The organism is Micromonospora sp. C31, from assembly GCF_018070575.1.
Taxonomy (GTDB): domain Bacteria; phylum Actinomycetota; class Actinomycetes; order Mycobacteriales; family Micromonosporaceae; genus Micromonospora.
Genome location: NZ_JAGPXN010000022.1, coordinates 87,555 through 113,224 on the forward strand (window position 1 = coordinate 87,555; position 25,670 = coordinate 113,224).

The following is a 25,670-nucleotide window of genomic DNA, read 5'->3' on the forward strand; positions in this document are numbered from 1 at the left end:
GGGAGACCATGCCCCAGACGAACGCGCAGGAGGACCGGCTCCGCCGGGCCATGGCCGCCGTGCAGACGTTGCAGCGCCGCAACGCCGAGCTGGTGCGCGAGCGCACCGAGCCGATCGCCATCGTCGCCATGGCCTGCCGGTTCCCCGGTGGGGTGCGTACCCCGGAGGAGTACTGGCGGCTGCTGGCCACCGGCGGGGACGCGGTCGGCCCGCTCCCGGCGCGGTGGGACGGGCTGGAGCTGCACGACCCGGACCCGGGTGCGGCCGGCAAGTCCTATGCCCGGGAGGGCGGCTTCCTCGACGACCTCGACCAGTTCGACCCGGGCTTCTTCGGCATCTCCGGCCGGGAGGCCCGGGCCATGGAGCCGCAGCAGCGGCTCGTCCTGGAGACCGCCTGGGAGGCGTTGGAACGGGCCGGCATCCCGGCGGACTCCCTGGTCGGCAGCCGCACCGGCGTCTACGTGGGCGCCATGCGGTCGGACTACGACCAGGGCCCCCTGGCCGGCTTCGACGGCTACCAGGGCACCGGCACCCAGGGCAGCGTCATCTCCGGCCGGGTCGCCTACCTGCTGGGCCTGCGCGGACCGGCGATGACCGTGGACACCGCCTGCTCGGCGTCGCTGGTCAGTCTCCACCTGGCGGTGGCGGCCCTGCGGGCCGGCGAGTGCGACCTCGCGCTGGCCGGCGGGGTGACCGTGATGGTCTCCCCGGCGATGTTCGTCGAGTCCAGCCGGTTGCGCGCGATGGCACCGGACGGACGCTGCAAGGCGTTCTCCGCAGCGGCCGACGGCGGCGGCTGGGCCGAGGGTGCCGGGATGCTCGTGCTCAAGCGGCTCTCCGTCGCCCACGCCGACGGCGACCGGGTGCTCGCGGTGATCCGGGGCAGCGCGGTCAACCAGGACGGGCGCAGCCAGGGGCTCACCGCCCCGAACGGCCCGGCCCAGCAGCGGGTCGTCCGCGACGCCCTCGCCGCCAGCGGGCTCACCCCGGCCGACATCGACGCGATCGAGGCGCACGGCACCGGCACCCGGCTCGGCGACCCGATCGAGGCGGGCGCGCTCGCCGAGGTCTTCGCCGAGGGCCGGGACCCGGACCGCCCGGTCGTGCTCGGCTCGGCCAAGTCCAACATCGGCCACACCCAGGCGGCGGCGGGTGTCGCCGGTGTGCTGAAGATCGTTCTCGCTCTCCAGCACGAGCTGCTGCCGCGCACCCTGCACGTCGACGAGCCGACCCGGCACGTCGACTGGGCGACCAGCGGCCTCGCCCTGGCCACCGAGGCGGTGCCCTGGCCGGCCGGGGAGCGGATCCGCCGGGCCGGTGTCTCGTCCTTCGGCATCAGCGGCACCAACGCCCACGTGGTGATCGAGGAGGCCCCACCGGTGCCCACCGTCGGGGCGGATCCGGTCACCCCGGGCGAGACCGCCGCTCGGGAACCCGCCCCGATCGCCGCCTGTGCGCCCGCCGGCGGCGAGGTCGCGGCGACCGCGGTGCCGCTGCTGGTCTCCGGGGCCGACCCCGGCGGCCTGCGCAACCAGGCCGCCGCCTGGGCCGACTGGCTCGACCGGGCGGACCTGCCGCCGCTGACCGAGGTCGCCGCCACCGCCGCGCTGCGGCGCAGCCACTTCACCCACCGGGCCGCCGTGGTCGGCGCCGACAAGGAAGAGCTCGTCCGGGGCCTGCGGGCCGTCGCCGCCGGCGGTACCGACCCGGCCGTGGTCACCGGCACCGCCCGCGACCGGGGCCGGACCGTCTTCGTCTTTCCCGGCCAGGGCGCGCAGTGGCGGTCGATGGGCCGGGCGCTGCTCACCGGTTCCCCGGTCTTCGCCCGCGCCGTCGACGAGTGCGACCGGGCGCTGCGCCCGTGGACCGGCTGGTCGGTGCGGGACCTGCTGGCCGAGGCGCCCGGGGCCGCCGACATCCCCTTCGACCGGATCGACGTGGTGCAGCCGGCGCTCTTCACCATGATGATCGGGCTCGCCGCGCAGTGGCGGGCCCTCGGCGTCACCCCGGACGCGGTGGTCGGCAGCAGCCAGGGCGAGGTCGCCGCCGCCGTGGTCGCCGGGGCGCTCAGCCTCGACGACGGGGCCCGGCTGATGGTCGCCCGCAGCCGGGGACTGCTGCGCGAGTGCAGCGGACGTGGCGGGATGGCCTTCGTGGACCTGCCGAAGGCCGAGATGGACGCCGTCCTCGCCCCGTACGGCGACACGCTCTCCGTCGCCGTGGTCAACACCGCCACGTCGGTCGTGGTCTCCGGCGACGAGGAGGCCGTCGACCGGCTGGTCGCCGAGATGGCCGAGCGGGACGTCTACTGCCGACGGATCCAGTCCGACGCCGCCGGGCACAGCGCGCACGTCGACCCGCTGCTGCCCGGACTCCGCGCCGACCTCGCCGGGCTTAGCCCGCGTCCCGGCGAGGTTCCCTTCTACTCCACCGTCACCGGTGAGCCGCTCGACGGCGCGCGGCTGGACGCGGCGTACTGGTGTCGCAACGTGCGGGACACCGTTCGGATGGACCTGGCGCTGGCCGCCCTCTCGGCCGCCGGGCACGACGTCTTCGTCGAGGTCAGCCCGCACCCGGTGCTCGGCATGGTGCTCAGTGGCGCGGTCGCCGACGCGGGGCCGGCCGGCGGAGTGGTCGTCGGATCGCTGCGTCGCGGCGCGGGCGGGTACGACCAGATGCTCCGCTCGCTCGCCGGGCTGCACGCCCACGGCGTACCGGTGCAGTGGACCCGGGTGCTTCCGCCGATCGCCCCCGGCCGGGTCGCGGCCCTGCCGACGTACGCCTTCCACCGGCGCCGCTACTGGGTCGACCAGCAGGTTACCGTCGGTGAGCCCGACGCCGCCGGCCCGGCCGACGACGGGTCGACCGAGCCGGAGCACCTGACCGGCCGGCTCGCCGCCGTCGCGCCGCCGCAGCGGCGGGCCTGGCTCGCCGACCTGATCGGCGCGGAGGCCGCCGGGCTGCTCGCCCTCGACGAGCCGGTGGCCACCAGCCGCCGGTTCGCCGAGTGCGGCCTGGACTCCCTGATGGCCCTGCACCTGCGCAACCGACTCACCCAGCTCACCGGGGTGACGCTGCCGCCGAACGTCGCCTTCGCCCACCCCACCCCGGACGCGCTCGCCGGCCACCTGCTCGACACCCTCGGTGACCTCGACGCCGGCCAGCCGGTGACCACCGCGCCGATCGCGCTTGAGCGGGCCACCGGGAGGCAGAGCCACCCGGCCACCGACGCGCAGGCGCGACTGTGGTTCCTGGAACAGCTCCGCCCCGGTGCCGCCGACTACCACGTCGCCGTCAAGCTCCACCCGGTCCGCCCGGTCGACCGGGACACCCTGGGCCGGGCGCTGACCTGGCTGGCCGCCCGGCACGAGGCGCTGCGCACCGGCTTCCGGGCCGTCGACGGTGACCTCGTCCAGGTGGTCACCCCGCCCGCCCCGGTCCCGGTGGCCCACACCGACCTCACCGCCGCCACCGACCCGGACGCGGCCCGCGTCGCGGCGCTGCGGGCCGAGGAGACCACCCCGTTCGACCTGGCCGGCCCGTCGCTGCTGCGTTGCCGGGTGGTCGACACCCCCGACGGGCAGGTCGTCTGCCTCACCCTGCACCACGCGGTGGTGGACGGCTGGTCGCTGACCCTGCTCCTGGACGAGCTGCACACCGCGTACCGGGCACTGCGTGACGGGGGCGAGCCGGAGCTGCCCGCCCCGGCCCATCAGCTCGGCGACGTGGGCCGATGGGAGCGGCGTGCCCGCCGCGAGGGCCGGTTCACCGCTCCCGTCGCCTGGTACGCCGACCAGCTCGACGGCGCGCCCCGGCTCGCCCTGCCACCGGCCGCCCCCGCCGCGGGCGAACCCGAGGGCGAGACCCGCTACTTCCGGCTCTCGCCGCAGCTGCGCCGGGGCGTCGAGGAGCTCGCCGCCGCCTGCTCGGTCACCCCGTACGCGGTTCTGGTCAGCGCGTTCGCCGCGCTCCTCGGCCGGATCTGCGGACAGCCGGACCTGACCCTCGGCACCGTGTGGGCCAACCGGCAGCTGCCCGGGGTGGAACGGCTGGTCGGCTTCCTCGTGACCACCCTTCCCCTGCGGGTCGACCTCACCGGCGACCCAGCTTTCACCGACCTGGTGACCGCGACCGCCGAGCGGGTCACCGGGGTGCTCACCCGACAGGACGTCCCCCTGTCGGAGATCGTCGAGGCGGCCCGGGTGGAGCGGACCGCCGACGAGAACCCGCTGTTCCGGGCGGTGTTCAACTACGGCAGCGCGGAACTGGCCACGGTCGGTGTCGGCGACGACGCCTGGCGGCTGCCGGAGACCGGCAGCGTCGCCGGCAACGTCCGGGGCGCGGCCAAGTTCGACCTCGGTATGACCCTCGCCCCCAGCGGGGACGGGCTTCGCGGTGAGCTGGAGTACCGCAGTGCCGCCGTCGACGCCGCGCAGGCCGAGCGGTTCCTCGCCGGCTTCGGGCGGCTCCTCGAGGCGGTCGTCGCCGCGCCGGGCACGCCGGTCGGCGCGCTTCCCGCCGGTCCGGTCACCGACGACGAGTGGCTCGCCGCGCGCCAGGGCCGGGTCGACCCGGCGACCCTGGGCCCGGAGACCGCCCTCGACCTGGTGTTGCGCCAGGCCGACCGGACGCCCGACGCGACCGCCCTGCTCGACGCGGACCGGGAACTGACGTACCGGGAGACCGTGGCGCGCGCCGCCGGGCTCGCCGTCGCACTGCGGGCCGCCGGGGTGGGGCCGGGGACCATGGTCGGCATCGGCCTGCCCCGCTCGGCGTCGCTGGCCGTGGCGGTCCTCGGCGTCTGGCTGGCCGGTGGGGCGTACGTGCCGATCGACCCCGCCTACCCGGCCGCTTACCGGGAGCACGTGGTGGCCGACAGCGGGCTGTCCGTGGTGGTGACCGACTCGGGCGGCGGCGACTTCGGCGACGCGGTCACCGTCGACATCGACGGGATCACCCCGGCGGAGCTGCCCGGCGGTGCCCGGCCCGGATCGGGCGACCTCGCCTACGTGATCTACACGTCCGGCTCGACCGGCCGGCCCAAGGGCGTGCAGCTCGAACACGCCCAGTTCGCCAACTTCTGTCTCGGCATGGACGAGCGGGTCGGCGGGGGACCGGGTGACACCTGGCTCGCCGTCACCAGTCTGTCGTTCGACATCTCCACCCTGGAGCTGCTCTGGACCCTCACCCGCGGTTACCGGGTGGTGGTCGGCACCGCGGCGGCGGCCGACTGGGGGACGTACCGGCAGCACCGCCCCACCCACCTGCAGTGCACCCCCTCGCTGGCCCGGATGCTGCTGGCCGACCGGGCCGGCCGGGACCTGGTGCGTGGCCTCACCCGGATGCTGGTCGGGGGTGAGGCCCTCGACCCGGACCTGGCCCGCCGGCTGGTCGGCCTCTGCCCCGGTGAGGTGCTGAACATGTACGGTCCGACCGAGACCACGGTCTGGTCGACCACCTGGACGGTCCGGGCGGACACCCCGGTCGCGCTCGGCGAGCCGATCGTCAACACCTGCCTGCACCTGCTCGACCCGGCCGGGCGGCGGGTGCCCCGGGGAAGCTGGGGGGAACTCTGCATCGGCGGCCTCGGCGTGGCCCGGGGCTACCTGAACCGGCCCGAGCTGACCGCCGAACGTTTCGTCGACGACCCGTTCACCGACCGGCCCGGCGCGCGTCTGTACCGCACCGGCGACCTGGCCCGATACCGCGCCGACGGCAGCCTGGAGTTCGGCGGGCGGGGCGACACGCAGGTCAAGCTCCGGGGGCACCGGATCGAACTGGCCGAGATCGACGCGGTCGCCGCTGCCCACCCCCGGGTGGCCGAGTGCGCCGCCGTGGTCCGCCCCACCGCCGACGCCGACGCCGACCTCTTCCTCTACTGGTCCGCCAGCACCGCCGTCGAGGGCGCCGACACCGGCGAGGCCGACCTGTTGGCGCACCTGGCCGCCCGGCTCCCCGGGCACATGGTGCCGTCCCGACTGGTGCGGCTGGACACGCTGCCGCACACCCCCAACCAGAAGGTCGACCGGGGGGCCCTGACCCGGCTCCCCGCCCCGGTCGACCCGGCGCCGAACACCGTCGCGTCGCCGGCCGCCTCGGTCGCGTCGACCGTCGCCACCGTCTGGGCCGAGGTGCTCGGCCGGGCCGTCGACCCGGACCGGGGCTTCTTCGACCTCGGGGCCACCTCGATGACGGCGCTCCGCGTCCACCAGCGGCTGGTCGCCGCCCTGGACCGGGAGTTCCCGCTCTCGGCGCTGTTCCGCCACCCGACGGTGCGGACGCTCGCCGCGCACCTCGACGGCGTACCGGAGGGCAGCGGTGGCCCGGTGACCCGGCCCACGCATCCGGCTGACGAGCCGGTCGCGGTGGTCGGTATGGCCTGCCGGCTGCCCGGCGCGCCCGACCTGGCCGCCTTCTGGGCCAACCTGGTCGCGGGGGCCGACTGCGTCACCGACTTCACCGAGGACGAGTTGCGTGCCGCCGGGGTCCCCGACGAGCTGATCGCCGACCCCCGGTACGTCCGCGCGAAGGGACACCTTCCCGACGCCGACCGCTTCGACGCCGCCTTCTTCGACTGCTCACCCGCCGACGCGGAGCTGATGGACCCGCAGCACCGGCTGTTCCTGGAGACCTCCTGGACCGCGCTGGAGGACGCCGGCATCACCCCGGCCGACTTCCCCGGCCGGATCGGGGTCTTCGCCGGGGCCGGCTACGGCGGCTACCGGGCCGACGACCGGAGCGACCTGGCCTCGTTCTACCGCAGCATGGTCGGGTCGAAGAACGACTACCTGGCCACCCGGGTCGCGCACAAGCTGGACCTGCGCGGCCCCGCACTGACCGTGCAGACCGCCTGCTCCACCAGCCTCGTCGCGACCCACCTGGCCCGGGAGAGCCTGATCCGGGGCGAGTCGGACGCGGTGATCGTCGGTGGGTCGTCGGTGACCGTCCCCCTGGTCCACGGCTACCTGCACCAGGAGGGGGTGGTGGTCTCCGCCGACGGCCGCTGTCGGGCCTTCGACGCCGACGGCGACGGCACCGTCTTCGGCAACGGCGTCGCGGCCGTGGTGCTGCGCCGCCTCTCCGACGCGGTCGCCGCCGGCGACCGGATCTACGCGGTGGTCCGGGGCAGCGCGGTCAACAACGACGGTGCCGCCAAGGTCGGTTTCACCGCGCCCGCCGTACGCGGCCAGGCCGAGGTGATCGCCGCCGCGTACGCCTCCGCCGGGGTCGAAGCGGGCAGCATCGGCTACGTCGAGGCGCACGGCACCGGCACGCGTCTCGGCGACCCGATCGAGATCCAGGCGTTGCAGGAGGTGCTCGCCACCGCCGAGCGCGACGAGCCGTGCCTGATCGGTTCGGTCAAGACCAACATCGGCCACACCGACGCCACCGCCGGGGTGGCCGGGCTGATCAAGGCGGCGCTCTGTGTGCACCACGCCACGGTCGTGCCCAGCCTGCACTTCCGCACCGCCAACCCGGAGCTGGGGCTGGATCCGGCGCTGCTGTCGGTGAGCACCGAGACCCGTGACTGGAAGAGCACCGGACCGCGTCGCGCCGGGGTCAGCAGCTTCGGTATCGGCGGCACCAACGCCCACGTCGTGCTGGAGGAGGCCCCCGCCGTACCGCTGGTCGGGCCGGAGGAGCCGGCCGCGCCCGTCGCCGTGCCCATCTCCGCCCGGGACGCGGTGACCCTGGCCGCCCACGCCGGTCGCTGGGTCGCCTGGCTGCGCGAGCACCCGGACGTGCCGCTGCGTGACGTGGCCGGCACCGCCGCGCTGCGCCGGAGCCATCTGCGCGAGCGGGCGGTGGTGGTCGCGCACAGCGTCGACGAGGCGGTGGCCGGGCTGGCCGCGCTGGCCGAGCGGAGCGAGCACCCGGCGCTGGCCCGCGGGACCGCCCGGCCGCTGGGCCGTCCGGTCTTCGTCTTCCCCGGGCAGGGCGGCCAGTGGGTCGGGATGGGCCGCGACCTGCTCGCCGAGTCGCCGGTCTTCGCCGCGGCGGTGGCCGAGTTCGACGCCGCCTTCATCCCGCTGGCCGGCTTCTCCGTCCGCGAGGTGCTGGCCGGCGAGGGCCGCCATGCCGCCCTGGACCGCGTCGACGTGGTCCAGCCGGCGCTCTGCGCCATGGGGATCGGCCTCGCGGCGCTCTGGCGGTCCGAGGGGGTCGAGCCGGCGGCCGTGGTCGGCCACTCCCAGGGGGAGGTGGTCGCCGCCGTGGTGGCCGGCGCGCTCACCCCGGCGGACGCCGCCCGGGTGGTCCACGCCCGCTCCCGCGCGGTGCACGGCCGCACCGGCGGCGGGATGGCGCTGGTCGAGGCCCCGGTCGCGGACGTCACCGGGTGGCTGGCCGTCGACCCGGACGCTGTCGGGGTGGGCGTGGCGGCGGTGAACACGCCGTCCTCCACCGTGGTCTCGGGGCCGGCCGACGCGCTCGCCGCCTTTCTCGCCGCCACCGCCGCCCGGGGTGTCTTTTGCCGGCGGGTCAACGTCGACTACGCCTCGCACAGCGCGCAGATGGACGATCTGCTCCCCGGCATCCGGGCTGATCTCGCCGCGATCCGCCCCACCGCCCCGGTGATCCCGTTCCACTCCACCGTGACCGGTGAGGTCGTCACCGGAACCGCCCTCGACGGCGACTACTGGGCGGCGAACCTGCGTCAGCCGGTCCGCTTCGACCGGGCCCTGGCCCGGCTCCTCGACGACGGGCACGACGTCTTCGTGGAGATCGCCCCCCACCCGGTGCTCGGCCTGTCCATCGCCGACAGCTGCGCGGAGCGCGGTGCGGTGGTGGTCGGGTCGCTGGCCCGGGACCGGGGCGGGTCGGCGCAGCTGCTGGTGAACCTGGGCCGGCTGCACGCCGCCGGTCACCCGGTCGACTGGTCCCGCCGGTACGCCGGCGCCGCCCCGGTCGACCTGCCCACCTATCCGTTCCGCCGGGACAGGTACTGGGCCCCCACCGAGGCGCATCCGGTGCCGGCCGCCGAGCGGGCCCTCTGGACGGCTGTGGAGTCCGGCACCGTCGACGGGGTGGCCGCCGCGCTCGACCTGCCCGGGGAGCTGCACGCCAGCCTCCGTGACCTGCTGCCGCACCTGGCCCGGTGGCGGGGTCAGGTGCGGGTGGCCGAGACGGCCACCACCTCGACGGACCCGGCGGAACCCGACCTCGCCGCGCGACTGGCCGACCTCGACGACTACCGGCGGGTCGAGACCGTGCTGGAGCTGGTCCGTTGCTGCGTCGGCCCGGTCCTCGGCCTGCCCGCTGAGCGGGTGCCCGAGACGCAACCGCTGGTCCAGGCCGGCATGGACTCGCTGATGGCCGCCGCGCTGCGCGGCGCGCTCACCCGCCGCACCGGGGTCCCGGTGCCGGTGCCGGTCGCCTTCCACCCCGGCGGCTGCCGGGCCATCGCCGGACACCTGCTCACCAGCCTCGGGTTCGACGCCCCGGACGCGCCGGCCGGCGCCGACGACGAACCGTGGCTGCGGGTGCTGCGCGCCGCCGAATCACCCCGTGCCCGGATCGTCTGCGTCGCCGGCAACGGCGGCACCACCGTCGGGTACGTGCCGCTGGCCCGGCACCTCCCCGACGACGTGGAACTGGTCGGCGTCCGGATGCCCGGTCGGGAGGACCGTGCCGACGAGCCGGCGGCCACCCGGATCGGCGACGTCGTCGACGCGGTCACCGCCGCGCTGGCCCGGCGACCGGGGCTGCCGACCGTCCTGCTCGGGCACAGCCAGGGCTCCTGGCTGGCCTGGGAACTCGCCCACCGGCTGACCGGTGGGGAGCACCCGGTCACCCTGGTCGCCGCCTGCGCGCTGCCGCCGTACGCCGAGCTGCCGCCGGCGATGGTCGCCCTCGGCGACGCCGCCGACCGGCTCGGTAGCGCCACCCTCGCCGAACTGGCCGAGGCGTTCCGGGGGGTGGTGCCCGAGGCGGTCCTCGACGACGAGGAGCTGCTCGGGGCGTACGTCATCGCGCTCCGCCACGACCACGTGCTCTCCGAGGACCACCGGGCGGCCCTCGCCGCCGGTCGCCGCGCACCCCTGGACGTCCCGGTGACCGTCGTCTCCGCCGACGCCGACCCGCTCCTGCCGTCGGGTACCGCCGAGGGGTGGCGGGCGCTGACCCGCGGCGCGTTCACCGAGCAGGTCGTCGCGGGCACCCACGCCGCGCCGGTGGAGAACCCGGCCGCCCTGGCGGCAGTGCTGCTCGCGGCCCTCCCGACCACCCGCTGACCCGTATCCGCACCGAGAGAAGAGGACACGATGCCCCACATCGACCGCCCGGACGGCGCCAGAATCCACTACCAGGAGCAGGGGCGCGGCCCGGCCGTGCTGCTGCTCGCCCCCGGCGGCCCGGTCGGTGAGATCAGCGACTGGCGGCACGCCCCGGTCGACCCGACCGCCACGCTCGCCGAGCGGTTCCGGGTGATCGCCGTCGACCAGCGCCACGCCGGGCCCAGTCGGGGCCCGCTCGCCCCGTACGACCATCAGGTGGCGGCCGCCGACCTGCTCGCCGTCCTCGACGCGCTCGGCGTGGGCACCGCCGCCGTGGTCGCCGCCGGCGCGAGCACCACGACGGCCTGGCGGCTCGCCCACGACGCCCCGCAGCGGATCGGCGCGGTCGTCGCCCTCGCCCCGGTCGGTCTCGACGACTCCAACAGCCTCGGTGACTTCTTCGGCCTCTTCGACGCGGCGATGCGGCTGCCCCGGGCGGCGTTCTTCGACGACCCGGAGTCCGAGGGGATGGCCGCCGTGGTAGAGGCCGCCCGCCGGGACGGCTCCTTCGCCAGCAACCCCGCCGCCGGTCCGTACGCCCGTCCGCTCGCGGAGGATCCCGACTTCGCCGGTCAGGTGCTGGCGCTGCGCCGGGAGAAGTACGTGACCGCACTGGTCCGCTTCCGCGACGGCCAGTGGCCGGCCGGGCGGGCGTTCTTCTCCGTGCCGGACGAGTGGCTGGCCGGTGCGGACCTGCCGGTGCTGGTCCTTCCCGGTGACGACCGGCTCAGCCCGCCGGGTGCCGCCAAGCGCCTCGCCACCGACCTGCCGAACGCCACGCTGGCCGACGCCGGGTGGTCCGCCCCGGACCGCCGGGCCCGGACAGCCACCGAGATCGCCGAATTCCTCACCGCGCAGAACCCCAACTGACCGAGAGGCCGACCGTGCAGACCACGATGCCGACGCTGGCCGAGCTGGACATCACCAGCGAGGCGATCTACGACAACCGGGGCTACCCCTGGGCCGAGTGGGACCGGATGCGCGCCGAGGCGCCCGTCTACTGGTACCAGCGCCCCGGCTACGAGCCGTTCTGGTCGCTGACCCGCTACGAGGACGTCGCCTGGGTGGCCCGGAACCCGGAGCTCTTCTCCTGCCGGGAACGGGTGGCGATCGAGACCCCCGACGAGGTCGAGTCCTGGGAGACCGAACGGGAGCGCCGGGGCCAGGTGTACGGCCACCGCCCCGACCACGCCCCGGGCCTGGGCTTCATGGACGCCCCCATGCACCGCCAGCTCCGCCAGGTGATGTACCCGTGCTTCACGCCGAAGGCGCTGGCCGAGCAGGAGGCCCGGCTGGCCGGGCTGGCCAGGACGTACGTCGACGACTTCGTCGCCCTGCTGGACCGTGACGGCACCGCCGACGTGGCCCACCAGCTCTCCGCCCGGCTGCCGCTGGCCGCGATCTTCGACCTGCTCGGCGTCCCCGAGCAGGACTGGGACCAGCTCTTCAAGTTGCACCAGGCGACCGCCGCCGCGTTCCACAAGGACTTCGCACACGCCGACGGGGCGGACCCGATGGCCACCTTCCTGAAGGCCATGATGGACCTCGACGCGTACATGTCGGAGCTGGTCCGCAAGCGGATGGCCGACGGCGGCGGCACCGGCACCGACATGCTCAGCCGGCTCGCCGCGGCCTGTGTCGACGACGAGCCGCTGGCCTTCCACGACATCTCGTACCAGCTGTTCAACCTGCTCCAGGCGGGCAACGGCACCACCCGCAACGCGATCGCCGGCGGGATCAAGGTGCTGCTGGAGAACCCGGACCAGCTCCGCCTCCTGGTCGACGACCCGGGCCTGCTCGACGGGGCGGTCGACGAGATCCTGCGCTGGACGTCGGTGGCGGTGGTGATGTCCCGCACCGCCACGCGGGACACCGAGATCGGCGGACAGCTCATCCGGCGTGGTGACACGGTGGCCACCTGGTTCCCGGCGGCCAACCGCGACCCGGAGGTCTTCCCGGACCCGTACCGGTTCGACATCACCCGGAGCCCGAACCGGCACTTCGCCTTCGGCGGGTACGGCGAGCACCGGTGCATCGGGGCGAACCTGGCCAAGCTGGAGCTGCGGGTGATGTTCCGGGCGCTGCTGCCGCTCCTGCCCGAGCTGGCGCTGGCCGGCGACTCGAAGATGCTCATCCTGCGGCTGCTCATGGCCGAGTACGTGCAGCTGCCCGTACGCCGGGTGCGGAGCTGAGGAGGCGCGATGCACACGCTCGAACCGGCGGCCGGCGGCGACCTCGTCCGCCTGCCGCTGCCCACCACCCTCGAGGGCTTCGCCTCCTGCGACGAGTACGACCTGGAGAGCGTCGTGCCCTGGACCGGCCCGGCGATCGACCCGGAGACCGGTGGGCTGCGCGGTCCGCTCCCCGAGCGGTACGTGGTGGCCACCTCCGGCGGCTGGCCCCGCCCGGGTGTGGAGGAGATCGCCACCGCGCTGAACGCGGTGCTGTTGGAGCAGCTCTGGCGCTGCGAGGGGCTGCTGGCGGCGACCTTCGCCATCTCGGCCCGCTGCTGGAACAGCTCACGAGCGCTGTCGCTGTGGACCGACGAGGAGTCGCTGGAGGTCTTCCTCGACTCGCCCAAGCACCAGGAGGCGGTCCGGCGCACCCGCCATCTCGCGTACGCCTGGGAGGGCGGCCGGTGGTACCGCACGGACCGGCACACCCTGCCGGGCTGGGACGAGGTCCGCGCCGAACTCGCCGCCCGCCGCCGGGACCGGCCGGTCTCCACCGACCCGGTGCGCACCATCGCCGCCGACCCCGCCGCGACCACCCAGACGGAGGAACCGTGACGACCACGACCCCGACCGACGTGGTGCCGAGCACCCCGCTCGGCGCGCACCTGCTCCAGGACCTCGACCTGACCTACGGGATGGTCTGCGAGCTCGCCGACCAGTTCGACGAGGCGACCGCCCGGAGCGCCCCGGCCGGGCACATGCCGCTGCTGTGGTTCCTGGGTCACCTGACCTGTTCGAAGGACTACGTCAGCACGCTGCACTTCGGCACCGAGCCGCTGCTGTCGTTGGAGTTCTACGAGCTCTGGGCCGACGACTGCTCCCAGGTGGACTTCTCGGCGGCACCGAGCCTGGCCGAGATGTACGGGCTGTACCACGCCAGCCACCAGCGGCTGCGCGGCTTCGTGGCCGAGCTGACCCCGGAGGACCTGCGTCGTGGCACCGACGCGGAGATCGTCGCGCAGCTCTCCGACGACTGGAAGGCCCGGCTGCGGGTCGTCGGCTCGGCGATCTCGCTGATCCAGATGCACGACGGATACCACTGTGGTCAGCTCGGCAGCCTCTGCTCGACCCTGGGCATGCGAGTGCCATTTTGAAAGTATTCGCCATCAGTGTCGCAAAGGCGTTATCCGAGAGCTATTGCTATGATCGACGACAATCCAGTTAGGACAGCCGACGCGAGAAAGGGCTTCCCGTGGCATCCCACATCGCCTTCTTCAACTTTCCGGCCTACGGTCACCTGAACCCGACGCTCGGCGTGGTCGAGGAACTGGTCCGGCGCGGCCACCGGGTGACCTGCACGGTGACCGACCACTTCGCCCCGGCCGTGGCCGCGGCGGGGGCGGAACCGGTGCCCTACGAGTCGGTCTTCGGCGCGTACTACACCAGCCCGTTCACCCAGGAGGCGCTCTCCGGGGAGGGGCTGCGCACCCTGCGCGAGGCCACCTCCCTGGTCGAGCAGGTCACCCCCTTCTACGAGCAGCACCGCCCCGACGTCGTCCTGCACGACTTCATGGCCTGGGGCGCCCGGTTCTTCGCCACCCCCCGCGACATCCCGGTGATCCGGCTCTTCCCCACCTACGCGGCGAACGAGCAGTTCTCCATCCAGGCGAAGTTCCCGGTGGCGGAGCTGACCGACCCGAAGATGATGGAGATGATCGGCGAGTTGGAGCAGATCCTGCCGACCGTCGGACTGGGCGACCTGAGCCCGATGGAGTTCTTCACCCAGCCGGAGCGCAACGCGATCGTCTTCCTGCCCCGCGCGTTCCACTACGACGGGGACACCTTCGACGACCGGTTCACCTTCGCCGGCCCCTGCCTCGGCGACCGGTCGGCGTTCCAGGGCACCTGGCGGCCGGTCGACGACACCCCGACGGTGCTCGTCTCGCTCGGCACCGCCGCCACCGGCTGGCCGGAGTTCTTCGTCACGGCGGTGCAGGGCCTCGGCGGCACCGACCGGCGGATCGTGCTGGTCACCGGGGACCACGTCGACCCCGCCACCCTCGGCGCGGTGCCGGCGAACGTCGAGGTGCACCGCAGTGTCCCGCAGCTCGACGTGCTCGCCCACGCCACGCTCTTCGTCACCCACGGCGGCATGAACTCCACCATGGAGTCGCTGTACCACGGCGTCCCGATGGTGGTCATCCCGCAGATGAACGAACAGCGCGCCAACGCGCTGCGGGTCGCCGAACTGGGCCTCGGGGTGCACCTGGACCGGGCCGAGGTGACCGCCGAATCGCTCGCCAAGGCGGTCGACACGGTCGCCGGAGACCAGCAGACCACCGCTCGCGTCGCCGACTTCAGCGCCGCCATGCGGGCGGTGGACGGCCCGGCGGTCGCCGCCGACACCGTCGAGCGGGTGCTCGCGCAGCAGCGGGGCGCAGCCGCCTGACGTTCGCCCGCCACAACCGAAGACCAGGCGGCAGCTTCGCCGTCACCCCGTACGGGGCGTCCTCCACCTCCCGAGGTGGGCGACGCCCCGTACGGCGTCCAACCCGAGAAAGGTGCTCCGTGAAACGTCTGATCACCGCCGGCGCACTCCTCGCGGTGGTGGGTCTCGCCCTGTCCGGCACGCCCGTGTCGGAGACCACCCCCGACGGCCCGGCAGCCCGCGGTTTCCCCGGCATCGGGTCGATCGCGGCAGGCTCCGGCAACGGGTCGTTCCGGTTCGGGGTCTCCAGCTCGGCCACCCAGATCGAGGACCGCAACCCGAACACCGACTGGTACCGGTGGACCGCGCCGAAGCCGGAGGGCCTGGCCAAGAGCCCCTTCGTCGGCGACGCCGCCGGCGGCTACACCCGGGCCCTCGCCGACGTGGAGCTGATCGCGAAGCTCGGCGTCGACTCGTACCGGTTCGGCATCGAGTGGGCCCGGATCGAGCCGAGACGCGACGTCATCGACGAGGCCGCCCTCGCCCACTACGACCGGTTCATCGACGCCCTGCTCGAGCGGGGCATCCGGCCGATGGTGACCGTGCACCACTTCGCCAGCCCGATCTGGGTCGACGACCCGGCCGACGTCGACTGCGCGAAGCGGCCGGGCGACGCCAACCTCTGCGGCCTCGACCACCCGAAGGGCGGCCGGCTCGTGGTGGCGGAGATGGCCGAACACGCCCGGCTGCTGGCCGACCGGTACGGCGACCGGGTCGACGAGTGGGTCACGGTGAACGAGCCGATGGGGTACATGACCTTCTCGCACGCCTTCGGGGTCGGCCCGCCCGGCAAGGCCAACCTCGACCCGGAGAAGCTGCCCCGGTTCACCGCCGCGCTCCGGTCGTACCTCGACGCGCACGCCGCCATGTACCGCATGCTGAAGAAGCACGACCGGATCGACGCCGACGGCGACGGCGTGGCCGCCGCTGTCGGCCTCACCACCGGCGCGCAGGACTACGTGCCCGTGCGGGACGGGAAGATCAGCGCCGACCCGCGCGACGTCGCCGCCCGCGACCGGTTCCGCGACTACTTCGACTTCAAGTTCGTCGACGCCATCTGGAAGGGACGCTTCGACGCCGACCTCGACGGCCACTGGGAGGAGCGGCAGCCGCAGTGGCGGGGCACCCTCGACTGGCTCGGACCGCAGCTCTACGCCCGGCAGGGCGTCCACGATCCGGCGCAGACCCCCGACCAGCCGGCCTACCCGGTGATCGATGTCGGGTTCTGCTCCGACGCCCCCTGCCTGCCGGTGGAGGACGAGAGCTACTGGGTGCCCACCATGGGCTACCACGCCAGCCCGCAGGGGCTGCACCGGATCCTCACCGAGACCGCCGAGCGTTACCCGGGCCTGCCGCTGGTGGTCACCGAGTCCGGCATCGCCACCCGGTCCGGCACCCGCCGGGCCGAGCACCTCGTCCGGGCCCTGGAACAGATCGAACGGGTCCGCGCCGAGGGCGTGGACGTCCGTGGTTACTACCACTGGGCGTTGATGGACAACTTCGAGTGGCTCGCCGGCTACCCGCCGCGCTTCGGCCTCTACGAGGTCGACCGGACCACGCTGGCACGCCGCCCCACCGAGGCGGTCGACGTGTACGCGCGGATCACCGCCGCACGGGACGTCTCCACCGCCGACCGGCAGCGGTACGGGGGTGACGGCCCGCTCAGCCCCGAACCGGCCTCCTGACCCAACCGCCGCCCGGCCGCGAACCGGTCCACGACCGGTGCCCGGCCGGGCGGCGGGCTTCTCGACCCGCCCCGGCCGCGCACCGACCTACGACACCAGGGGACACGCCCATGAGCAGCAGCGCCGTTTCCACCCCCGACCCCCGTGCCGTCACCGCTCATCTGCGCCGCACGATCGCCCGGCTGACCGGGGTCGACCCCGCCTCGATCCGTCCCGACCGTCCGCTGCGGGAAATCGGACTCGACTCGGCCGGGGTGACCACGGTGCTCGCGTCCCTCGGGGACCTCCTCGGCCGGCCGGTGCCCACCTCGGTCGCCTGGCGGCACCCCACGATCGCCGCGCTCGCCGGATACGCGGCCGGGCACGGCGACGCGCCGGACGGCGTACCGGCTGACGCGCGCGCCACCGCCGACGAGCCGATCGCCATCATCGGCCTCGGCTGCCGGCTCCCCGGTGGGATCGACGACCCGACGGCCCTCTGGGCGGCGCTGCGGGCCGGCCTCGACGCCGTCGGCGAGGTTCCCGCGGACCGGTGGGACGCCGACGCCTGGCACGACCCGCAGGCCCGTACCCCCGGCCGGATCGTCACCCGGGCGGGTGCGTTCCTCGATGACGTGGCCGGCTTCGACGCCGAACTGTTCCGCATCGCGCCCGCCGAGGCCCGGCACATGGACCCGCAGCAACGGGTCGCGCTGGAGGTGGCCTGGTCGGCGCTGGAGGACGCCCGGCTCGCCCCGGGCGGACTGGCCGGCTCGCGGACCGGGGTCTTCCTCGGCGCGATGGCCCAGGAGTACCACCTCGCCACCGGGGCCGACCCGGAGGCGATCACCTCGCACTCGGCGGTCGGCTGGGACAACTCGATCATCCCGGCCCGGATCGCGTACGCCCTCGGGCTGCGCGGCCCGGTCCTCGCCGTGGCCACCGCGTGCAGCTCCTCGCTGACCGCCCTGCACCTGGCCGTGCAGAGCCTGCACCGGGGCGAGTCGGACCTGGCCCTCGCCGGTGGGGTCAACCTGATGCTGCACCCGCACACCAGCGTGGCGATGAGCCGCTTCGGCGGCCTCAGCCCCGACGGCCGCTGCCGGGCGTTCGCCGCCGACGCCGCCGGCTACGTGCGGGGCGAGGGCTGCGGCATCGTGGTGGTCCGCCGGCTGTCGGACGCGCTGCGCCATGGGGACCGGATCTACGCCGTCGTGCGGGGCAGCGCGGTCAACAGCGACGGCGCGTCCAACGGCATCACCGCACCCAACCCGGCCGCCCAGGTCGACGTGGTCCGCACCGCGCTGCGCGACGCCGCCGTCGACCCCGCCGACGTGGCCTACGTGGAGGCCCACGGCACCGGCACCCCGCTCGGTGACCCGATCGAGGCCGACGCGCTCGGCGAGGTCTTCGCCCCGGGCCGCGACGAGCCGCTGCTGCTCGGCTCGGTCAAGACCAACATCGGGCACCTGGAACCCGCGGCCGGGGTGGCCGGCGTGATCAAGACCGCGCTCGCCCTGCACCACGGCGAGATCCCGGCCTCGCTGCACTTCACCACCCCCAACCCGCACATCGACTTCGCCGCCAACCGGCTGAGCGTGGTGACCGGGCCCACCGCCTGGCCGACCGGTCGCCCCCGGATCGCCGGGGTGAGCAGCTTCGGCTTCGGCGGCACCAACTCCCACGTCACCGTCGCCGGGCCGCCGGCCCCGCCCCGGTTGCTGGTCGCCCTCGCCGGCCGCAACGCCGACGAGCTGCGTGCCCACGCCGACGAGCTGCGCACCCGTACCGCCGACGAGCTGCGCGCCGCCGGCCCGGTGCTCACCGGCGGTGCCGGCCCGCACCGGGCCTTCGTCGCGGTGGAGCACCCCGACCAGCTCCCCGCCGCCCTGGACCGGGCCCTCGCCGAGCCGGCCGCCCCGCCCGCCGACCGGGTGGCGTTCTTCTTCTCCGGGCACGGCGCGCAGTGGCCCGGCATGCTCCGCGACCTGCTCACCGAACCGGCCTTCCGGCGCACCCTGGACGAGGCCGACGCGGCGGTCCGCGCGCAGACCGGCTGGTCCGTGGTGGACGAGCTCCTCGCCGACCCGGCCACCGCCCGGCTCGACCGCACCGAGGTCGTCCAGCCGGTGCTGTACGCGGTGCACGTCGCCCTCGCCGCGCTGCTGCGCGCCTGGGGGATCACCCCGCACGCCGTGCTCGGGCAGAGCATCGGCGAGGTCTCCGCCGCCGTGGTCTCCGGCGCGCTCACCGTCGCCGAGGGCGCCCAGGTCATCTGCGCCTGGTCCGCCGTGGCCGCCCGCGCCGACGGCGACGGCGGACTGGTCGTGGTCGACCTCGGCCCGACCGACGCCCGCGCCTTCGTCGCCCGCTCCGCCCCCGAGCTGACCGTCGCCGCGCACCTCACCGACGGGCAGGTCTGCCTGGCCGGGCCGACCGCCGCGCTCGCCGCCGCCGAGCACGCCCTCACCGCCGCCGGCACCGCCGTGCGCCGGGTCCGCATCGACTACCCGGCGCACACCCCCGCCCTCGCCGCCCTCGTGGCCGACCTCACCGGCCGCCTCGGTGCCGGGCGCGGCCGGGACACCGACGTGCCGTTGGTCTCCACGGTGACCGGTGCGCCGGTGGCCGGCACCGACCTGGACGCCGGCTACTGGGCACGGAACATGACCTCCCCGATGCTGGTCGCCGAAGCCGCCCGCACGGTCGCCGCCGCCGCGCCGACCTGCCTGGTCGAGGTCTCCCCGCACCCGGTCGCCCGGCACCCCCTCGCCGCCGTGCTCGCCGGCACCGGCTCGACCGTGCTCGTCACCGGCGACCGCGACCGTCCCGCCCGGTGGGCGCTCGAGGAGCTGGCCGGGGCGCTCTGGCGGGCCGGGCACGCGGTCCACTGGGACGCCCTGGCCGGCGCCGCCCCGACCGTCGACCAGCCGGTCGCCCTGGTCGTCACCGGGCACACCCCGGCCGCTCTCGCCGCCAACGCCGACCGGCTCGCCGCGCACCTCGCCGACCGCCCCGACCACGAGCTGCCGCACGTCGCGTACACCTCGGCGACCCGGCGCGGCGACCTGGAGCACCGGGCCGCCGTGGTGGCCGCCGACACCGCCGAGGCGATCGCCGCGCTGCGCGAGGTCGCCGCCGGACGGACCCCGCCGGACGCGACCATCGGCCGGCCGCTCGCCCCGCGCCCGGCGTTCCTCTTCACGGGGCAGGGCAGCCAGCGCCCCGGCATGGGGCGTGCCCTGCATGCCACGTACCCGGTCTTCCGGGCCGCCTTCGACGAGGTCTGCGCCGCGCTCGACGCGCACCTGACCACCCCGCTCGCCGCGGTGGTCCTCGGCGACGACGAGGCGGTGCACCGCACCGAACTCGCCCAACCGGCGCTCTTCGCCCTCGAAGTGGCGCTGTACCGGCTCTGGGAGTCGTGGGGGGTGCGCCCGGTCGCCGTCGCCGGGCACTCCGTCGGCGAGATCGTCGCCGCGCACGTCGCCGGGATCCTCGACCTGCCCGACGCCGCCCGGCTGGTCGCCGCCCGGGGCCGGCTCATGCAGGGCTGCCGCGCCGACGGCGCGATGGTCTCCGTCGAGGCGACCGAGGAGGAGGTCGTCGCCGCCCTGGCCGGCACCGACCGGGCCGCCCTCGCCGCCGTCAACGGCCCCACCCAGTGCGTGCTCAGCGGGGACGCCGACGCGGTCACCGCGCTCGCCGCCGGCTTCGCCGAGCAGGGCCGGCGCACCCGTCGGCTCACCGTGTCGCACGCCTTCCACAGCGCGCACCTGGACACCATGCTCGACGCGTACGCCGAGGTGGTGGCCGGCTGCCGGTTCGCCGCCCCGACCGTCGCGCTGGTCAGCTCGGTCACCGGCCAGCGCTACGACGCCGACCTCGCCGACGGCGAGGGGCCGCGCGACCCCGCGTACTGGGTGCGGCAGGTCCGCGACACCGTGCGCTTCCACGACGCGGTCCGAGGGCTCGCCGACGCCGGAGCCCGGGTGTACCTGGAGGTCGGCCCGGCCGCCGTCCTCTCCGCCTCCGCCGCGACCTGCCTCGACCCGACCGACGCCGAGACCGCCGTCCTCCTGCCGAGCCTGCGTGCCGACCGGGACGAGGCCCGTACCGTGACCGCCACCCTCGGCGCCCTGCACACCGCGGGGGTCGGCGTGGACTGGCCCGCCGTGCTGCCCGGGGCCGCCCCCACCGACCTGCCCGGGTACGCCTTCCAGCGCACCCGCTACTGGCTGGACGCCGATCCGGCCCGGGTGCGCCGCCCGACGGTCGCGGGGGAGGAGGAACTCTGGGCGGCCGTGGCCGCCGGCTCCGCCGAGCGGGTCACCGCCCTGCTCGACCTTCCCGGCGACGCTCCCCGCACCATGGGTGAGCTCCTGCCGTACCTGGCCGCCTGGCGGAGCCGCCGAGCGGCCCTGGACACCGTCGCGGAGCTCTGCTACCGCCAGGTCTGGCGGCCGTCGCCGGCACCCGTGGGCACCCCGGACGCGGCCGGTGACTGGCTGGTCGTCGCGCTCGGCGACGCCGATCCGGCCGACGTGACCGCCGCCCTGGCCGAGGCCGGCGCGACCGTCCACGTCGCCGTGCCGGACGGGCACACCGGCCGTCCCGGTCTCGCCACCGTGCTGGCCGGCGGATCCGCCGGGACGCTGCGCGGCGTGGTCGCCGTGGCCGGCCCCGACCAGGATCCGGCCAGGCTCGTCGCCACCCGGGAGACCCTCGCCCTGATCCACGCCCTGACCGGCCACGACGTCACCGCGCCGCTCTGGATCGTCACCCGGGGCGCGGTCCGCTGCGCGAGCGACGACACCGCCCCCGACCCGGCGCAGGCCGCGCTCTGGGGCCTCGGGCACGTCCTCGCCCTCGAACACCCCGACCGCTGGGGCGGCCTGATCGACCTGCCGCGCGACGTTCCGGCCGACGCCGCGCTCGTGGCCACCCTCACGGCCGCCGACGAGGAGCACGTGGCGCTGCGGCGCGGCACCCGACTGGGCCGCCGGCTGCACCGGGCCACCGCACCGGCCGCGGTCACCGCCTGGCGTCCGCGGGGCACCGTCCTGATCACCGGGGGCAGCGGTGCGCTCGCCGGCCACCTGGCCCGGCTGCTCGCCGCCCGCGGCGCGGCGCACCTCGTCCTCGCCTCCCGACGAGGACCGGACGCCGCCGACGCCGCCGCGCTCCGCGACGAACTGGCCGCCGCCGGCACCCGGGTCACCCTGGCCCGCTGCGACGTCACCGACGCGGCGCAGGTGACCGCGCTCGTCGCGGCCCTCGCCGCCGACCCGGAGCCGCTGCGCGCCGTCGTGCACACCGCCGGAGTGGTGGACGACAGGCTGGTCCGCGACCTCGACCCCACCGGCCCGCTCGCCGCCGTCGCCGTCAAGCTCGGCGGCGCGCTGAACCTGCACGCCGCCACGGCCGGCCTCGACCTGGACGCCTTCGTCCTCTTCTCCTCGGTGATCGGCGTGCTCGGCAACACCGGTCAGGCCGGGTACGCCGCCGCCAACGCCGCGGTGGACGCGCTCGGCGAGGCCCGCCGCGCCGCCGGCCTGCCCGCGACCACTGTCGCCTGGGGCCCGTGGGCCTCCGGTGGGATGGCCGACGGGCGGGTCGGCGCACACCTGCGCGCCCTCGGGCTGGTGCCGATGCCGGTCGAGGACGCGCTCCCCGGCCTCGACGTCGCGCTCACCGCCGACGCCCCGCTGGTCGTCGCCCGGATCGACTGGCCCACCGCCGCCACCGCGTACGCCCCGACCCGACCGCGTCGACTCCTCGCCGACCTTCCCGAGGCGACCCCGTCCCGGGCCCCGGACGGCGACGACACCACCGGCCGGCTCCGCGCCGAACTGGCCGCCCTCGGCGCCGACGACCGGCTGCGCCGGCTGCGCGACCTGGTGGCCGTCGAGGCGGCGGCAGTGCTCGGGGTGGCCGACCCGAGCGGTCTCGACCACCGGCGTGGCTTCCGCGACCTCGGCCTCGATTCGATGATGGGCGTCGAGCTGGCCCGCCGGGTGGCCGCCCGGACCGGGCTGTCCGCCCCGAACACCCTGACCTTCGACCGTCCGGACATCACCGCCGTCGCCGCCTGGGCAGCCGAACGGCTCCGTCCCGACCCGGCCGCCCCCACCGGCGGCGAGGCGACCGTCCGGACCGGCCCGGCCGAGGACCCGGTGGCCGTGGTCGGCGTCGGCCTGCGGATGCCCGGCGGAGCGTACGACCTGGACACCCTGTGGGCCGTCCTCGCCGAGGGACGGGACACCCTGGTCGAGGTGCCGGCCGACCGCTTCGACCCGGAACTGCTGCGCGACCCCGAGGTCGAGGCGACCGGCCGGCCCGTGGTGCGGCACGCCGCGCTCCTCGACGACGTCGCCGGCTTCGATGCCGCCTTCTTCGGCATCAGCCCTCGGGAGGCCGAGCCGATGGACCCGCAGCACCGGCTGCTGCTCGAGGTCACCTGGGAGGCGCTGGAGCACGCCCGGATCCGCCCCGACCGGCTGCGCGACTCCACCACCGGGGTCTTCGTGGGGGCCGGCCCCGGCGAGTACGGCACCCACCGGGCCGACCGGGAGCGCGACACGTACGTGCTCACCGGCACGCTGCCCAGCTTCGCCGCCGGCCGGATCGCGTACCACCTCGGGTTGCAGGGTCCGGCCCTCTCGGTCGACACCGCCTGCTCGTCGTCGCTGGTCGCCGTCCATCTCGCCGTGGAGTCGCTGCGTGCCGGCGAGTGCGACACCGCGCTCGCCGCCGGCGTCCAGGTGCTCGCCGACCCGTACGCCTTCACCGCCCTCAACCGGTCCCGCGCGCTCGCCCCCGACGGCCGCAGCAAGACCTTCTCGGCCGACGCCGACGGGTACGGCCGGGGCGAGGGTGTCGGCGTGCTGGTGCTGATGCGCCTGTCCGACGCGACCCGCCAGGGTCACCCGGTGCTGGGCCTGTTGCGGGGCAGTGCCGTCAACCACGACGGGGCCAGCAGCGGCATCACCGCCCCGAACGGCACCGCGCAGCAGCGGGTGGTCCGTGCCGCCCTCGCCGCCGCCGCCCTCGACCCGGCCGACGTGGACCACGTCGAGTGCCACGGCACCGGTACCGTCCTCGGCGACCCGATCGAGGTCCAGGCTCTCGCCGAGGTGTACGGCCGTGGTCGCCCCGCCGACCGGCCGCTGCTTCTCGGCACCGCCAAGAGCGTCATCGGGCACCTCGAATCGGCCGCCGGCATCGCCGGAGTGTGCAAGGTGCTCGCCTCGCTGCGTCACCAGACCCTCCCGGCGACCCTGCGCAGCACCCCACGCAACCCCGCCCTGGACTGGGACGACCTCCCGGTGCGGGTGGTCGACGCGGAGACCCCGTGGCGTCGTGGCGGGCGGGTCCGCCGGGCCGGCGTCTCGTCGTTCGGGCTCTCCGGCACCAACGCCCACGTCGTCGTGGAGGAGGCTCCCGAGCCGGCCGCCCCCGCCGGGGCGGACCGGCCCCCGCTCGGCGACACCCTGCCCCTGGTCGTCAGCGCGAAGGACGAGACCGCCCTGCGTGCGCTCGCCGGTCGGTGGGCGGAGTGGTTGGCGGCGCACCCGGACGCCGACCTGGCGGCGGTGGCCCGGACCGCCGCTGCCCGGACCCCGTTCCGCAACCGGGCCGCGCTCCTCGCCGCCGACCAGGCGACCGCTGTCGACGGCCTGCGCGCCCTCGCCGACGGCGACGCCCGCACCGACCTGATCACCGGTACCGCCCGCGACCAGGGCGGTGTGGTGTTCGTGTTTCCGGGTCAGGGTGGGCAGTGGGTGGGGATGGGTGCGGGGTTGTTGGGGTCGTCTGCGGTGTTTGCGGGGGTGGTGGATGAGTGTGAGCCGTTGTTTGCGGAGTTGTGTGGGTTTTCGGTGCGGGAGGTGTTGGTTTCGGGGGTGTTGGACCGGGTGGATGTGGTGCAGCCGGTGTTGTTTGTGATGGGGCTGGGTCTGGTTGCGGTGTGGGGGTCGTTGGGGGTGCGGCCGGGTGCGGTGGTGGGGCATTCGCAGGGTGAGGTGGTTGCGGCGGTGGTGTCGGGGGCGTTGTCGTTGGCGGATGGGTGTCGGGTGGTGGCGGCGCGGTCTCGGGCGGTGCGGGCGGTGTCGGGTGGGGGGATGGCGTTGGTGGAGGCGCCGGTGGAGTGGGTGCGGGAGCGGTTGTGCGGTGGGGTGGGGGTGGCGGCGGTGAATACGGCGTCGTCGACGGTGGTGTCGGGGCCGGCGGGGGATGTGGATGTGTTTGTGGGTGTGGTGGAGGGGGAGGGGGTGTTTTGTCGTCGGGTGGCGGTGGATTATGCGTCGCACAGTGTGCAGATGGATGGGTTGTTGCCGGGGTTGGGGCGTGAGTTGGCTTCGGTGGGGGCGGTTTCTTCGGTGGTGCCGTTCTATTCGTCGGTGACGGGTGGGGTGGTTGATGGGGCGTTGTTGGATGGCGGGTACTGGTGTCGGAATTTGCGGGAGACGGTGCGGTTTGATCGGGCGTTGTCGGCGTTGTTGGATGACGGGTTTTCGGTGTTTGTGGAGGTGTCGCCGCATCCGGTGTTGGGGTTGTCGATGGCGGATGTGGTGGGTTCGCGGGGTGGGGTTGTGGTGGGGTCTTTGGCGCGGGGGCGTGGTGGTGTGGAGGAGGTGGTGCGGAATGTGGCGCAGTTGTTTGTGGCGGGTCATCCGGTGGGGTGGGGGCCGGTGGTGGGTGATGGTGGGTGGGTGGATTTGCCGTCGTATGTGTTTACGCGGGAGCGGTTCTGGGTGTCGTCGTCGCGGCGGGGTGGGGATGTGGGGGCGTTTGGGTTGCGGGCGGGTTCGCATGCGTGGTTGGTGGCGGGGACGGGGTTGGCGTCGGGTGAGGGGGAGTTGTTCACGGGGCGGATTTGTCCGCGGGTGGATGGTTGGTTGGGTGATCATCGGGTTTTCGATGTGGTTGTGGTGCCGGGTACGGGGTTGTTGGATGTGGCGTTGGCTGCTGGGGAGCAGGTGGGTGCGGGTGGGGTCGAGGAGTTGACTCTGGTCGAGCCGTTGGTGTTGACCGGGCCGGTCCGCGTCCAGGTCACCGTCGGCCCGGA

Annotated in this window: 8 protein-coding genes; all 8 read left to right on the forward strand. The window is 75.1% G+C overall.

What is annotated here, in order from left to right:
* The first annotated feature begins 8 nt into the window (after window positions 1-8).
* On the forward strand, window positions 9-10,232 hold the full coding sequence (locus KBX06_RS24185) for a non-ribosomal peptide synthetase/type I polyketide synthase (protein ID WP_210838954.1): 10,224 nt from the start codon (window positions 9-11) through the stop codon (window positions 10,230-10,232).
* A gap of 30 nt (window positions 10,233-10,262) precedes the next feature.
* Complete coding sequence (locus tag KBX06_RS24190) at window positions 10,263-11,144, forward strand: alpha/beta fold hydrolase (protein ID WP_210838955.1); 882 nt, start codon at window positions 10,263-10,265, stop codon at window positions 11,142-11,144.
* A gap of 14 nt (window positions 11,145-11,158) precedes the next feature.
* A complete protein-coding gene (locus KBX06_RS28560; protein WP_210838957.1) occupies window positions 11,159-12,466 on the forward strand; it encodes a cytochrome P450 in 1,308 nt (435 codons plus the stop codon).
* Window positions 12,467-12,475: 9 nt separating this feature from the next.
* Entirely contained in the window at window positions 12,476-13,063 is a 588-nt protein-coding gene (locus KBX06_RS24200) for a hypothetical protein (RefSeq protein ID WP_210838959.1), read from the forward strand.
* Window positions 13,060-13,602, forward strand: coding sequence for a DinB family protein (locus KBX06_RS24205; protein ID WP_210838961.1), 543 nt, complete (start codon window positions 13,060-13,062; stop codon window positions 13,600-13,602). The genes KBX06_RS24200 and KBX06_RS24205 overlap by 4 nt, the downstream gene beginning before the upstream one ends.
* A gap of 98 nt (window positions 13,603-13,700) precedes the next feature.
* On the forward strand, window positions 13,701-14,897 hold the full coding sequence (locus KBX06_RS24210) for a macrolide family glycosyltransferase (RefSeq protein WP_210838963.1): 1,197 nt from the start codon (window positions 13,701-13,703) through the stop codon (window positions 14,895-14,897).
* Between the two features lie 119 nt (window positions 14,898-15,016).
* The gene (locus KBX06_RS24215; protein ID WP_210838965.1) at window positions 15,017-16,621 is read left to right on the forward strand and encodes a glycoside hydrolase family 1 protein; all 1,605 of its coding nucleotides are present in this window, start codon (window positions 15,017-15,019) and stop codon (window positions 16,619-16,621) included.
* Between the two features lie 110 nt (window positions 16,622-16,731).
* On the forward strand, window positions 16,732-25,670 hold an 8,939-nt coding region (locus tag KBX06_RS24220), incomplete at its 3' end, for a type I polyketide synthase (protein WP_210838967.1).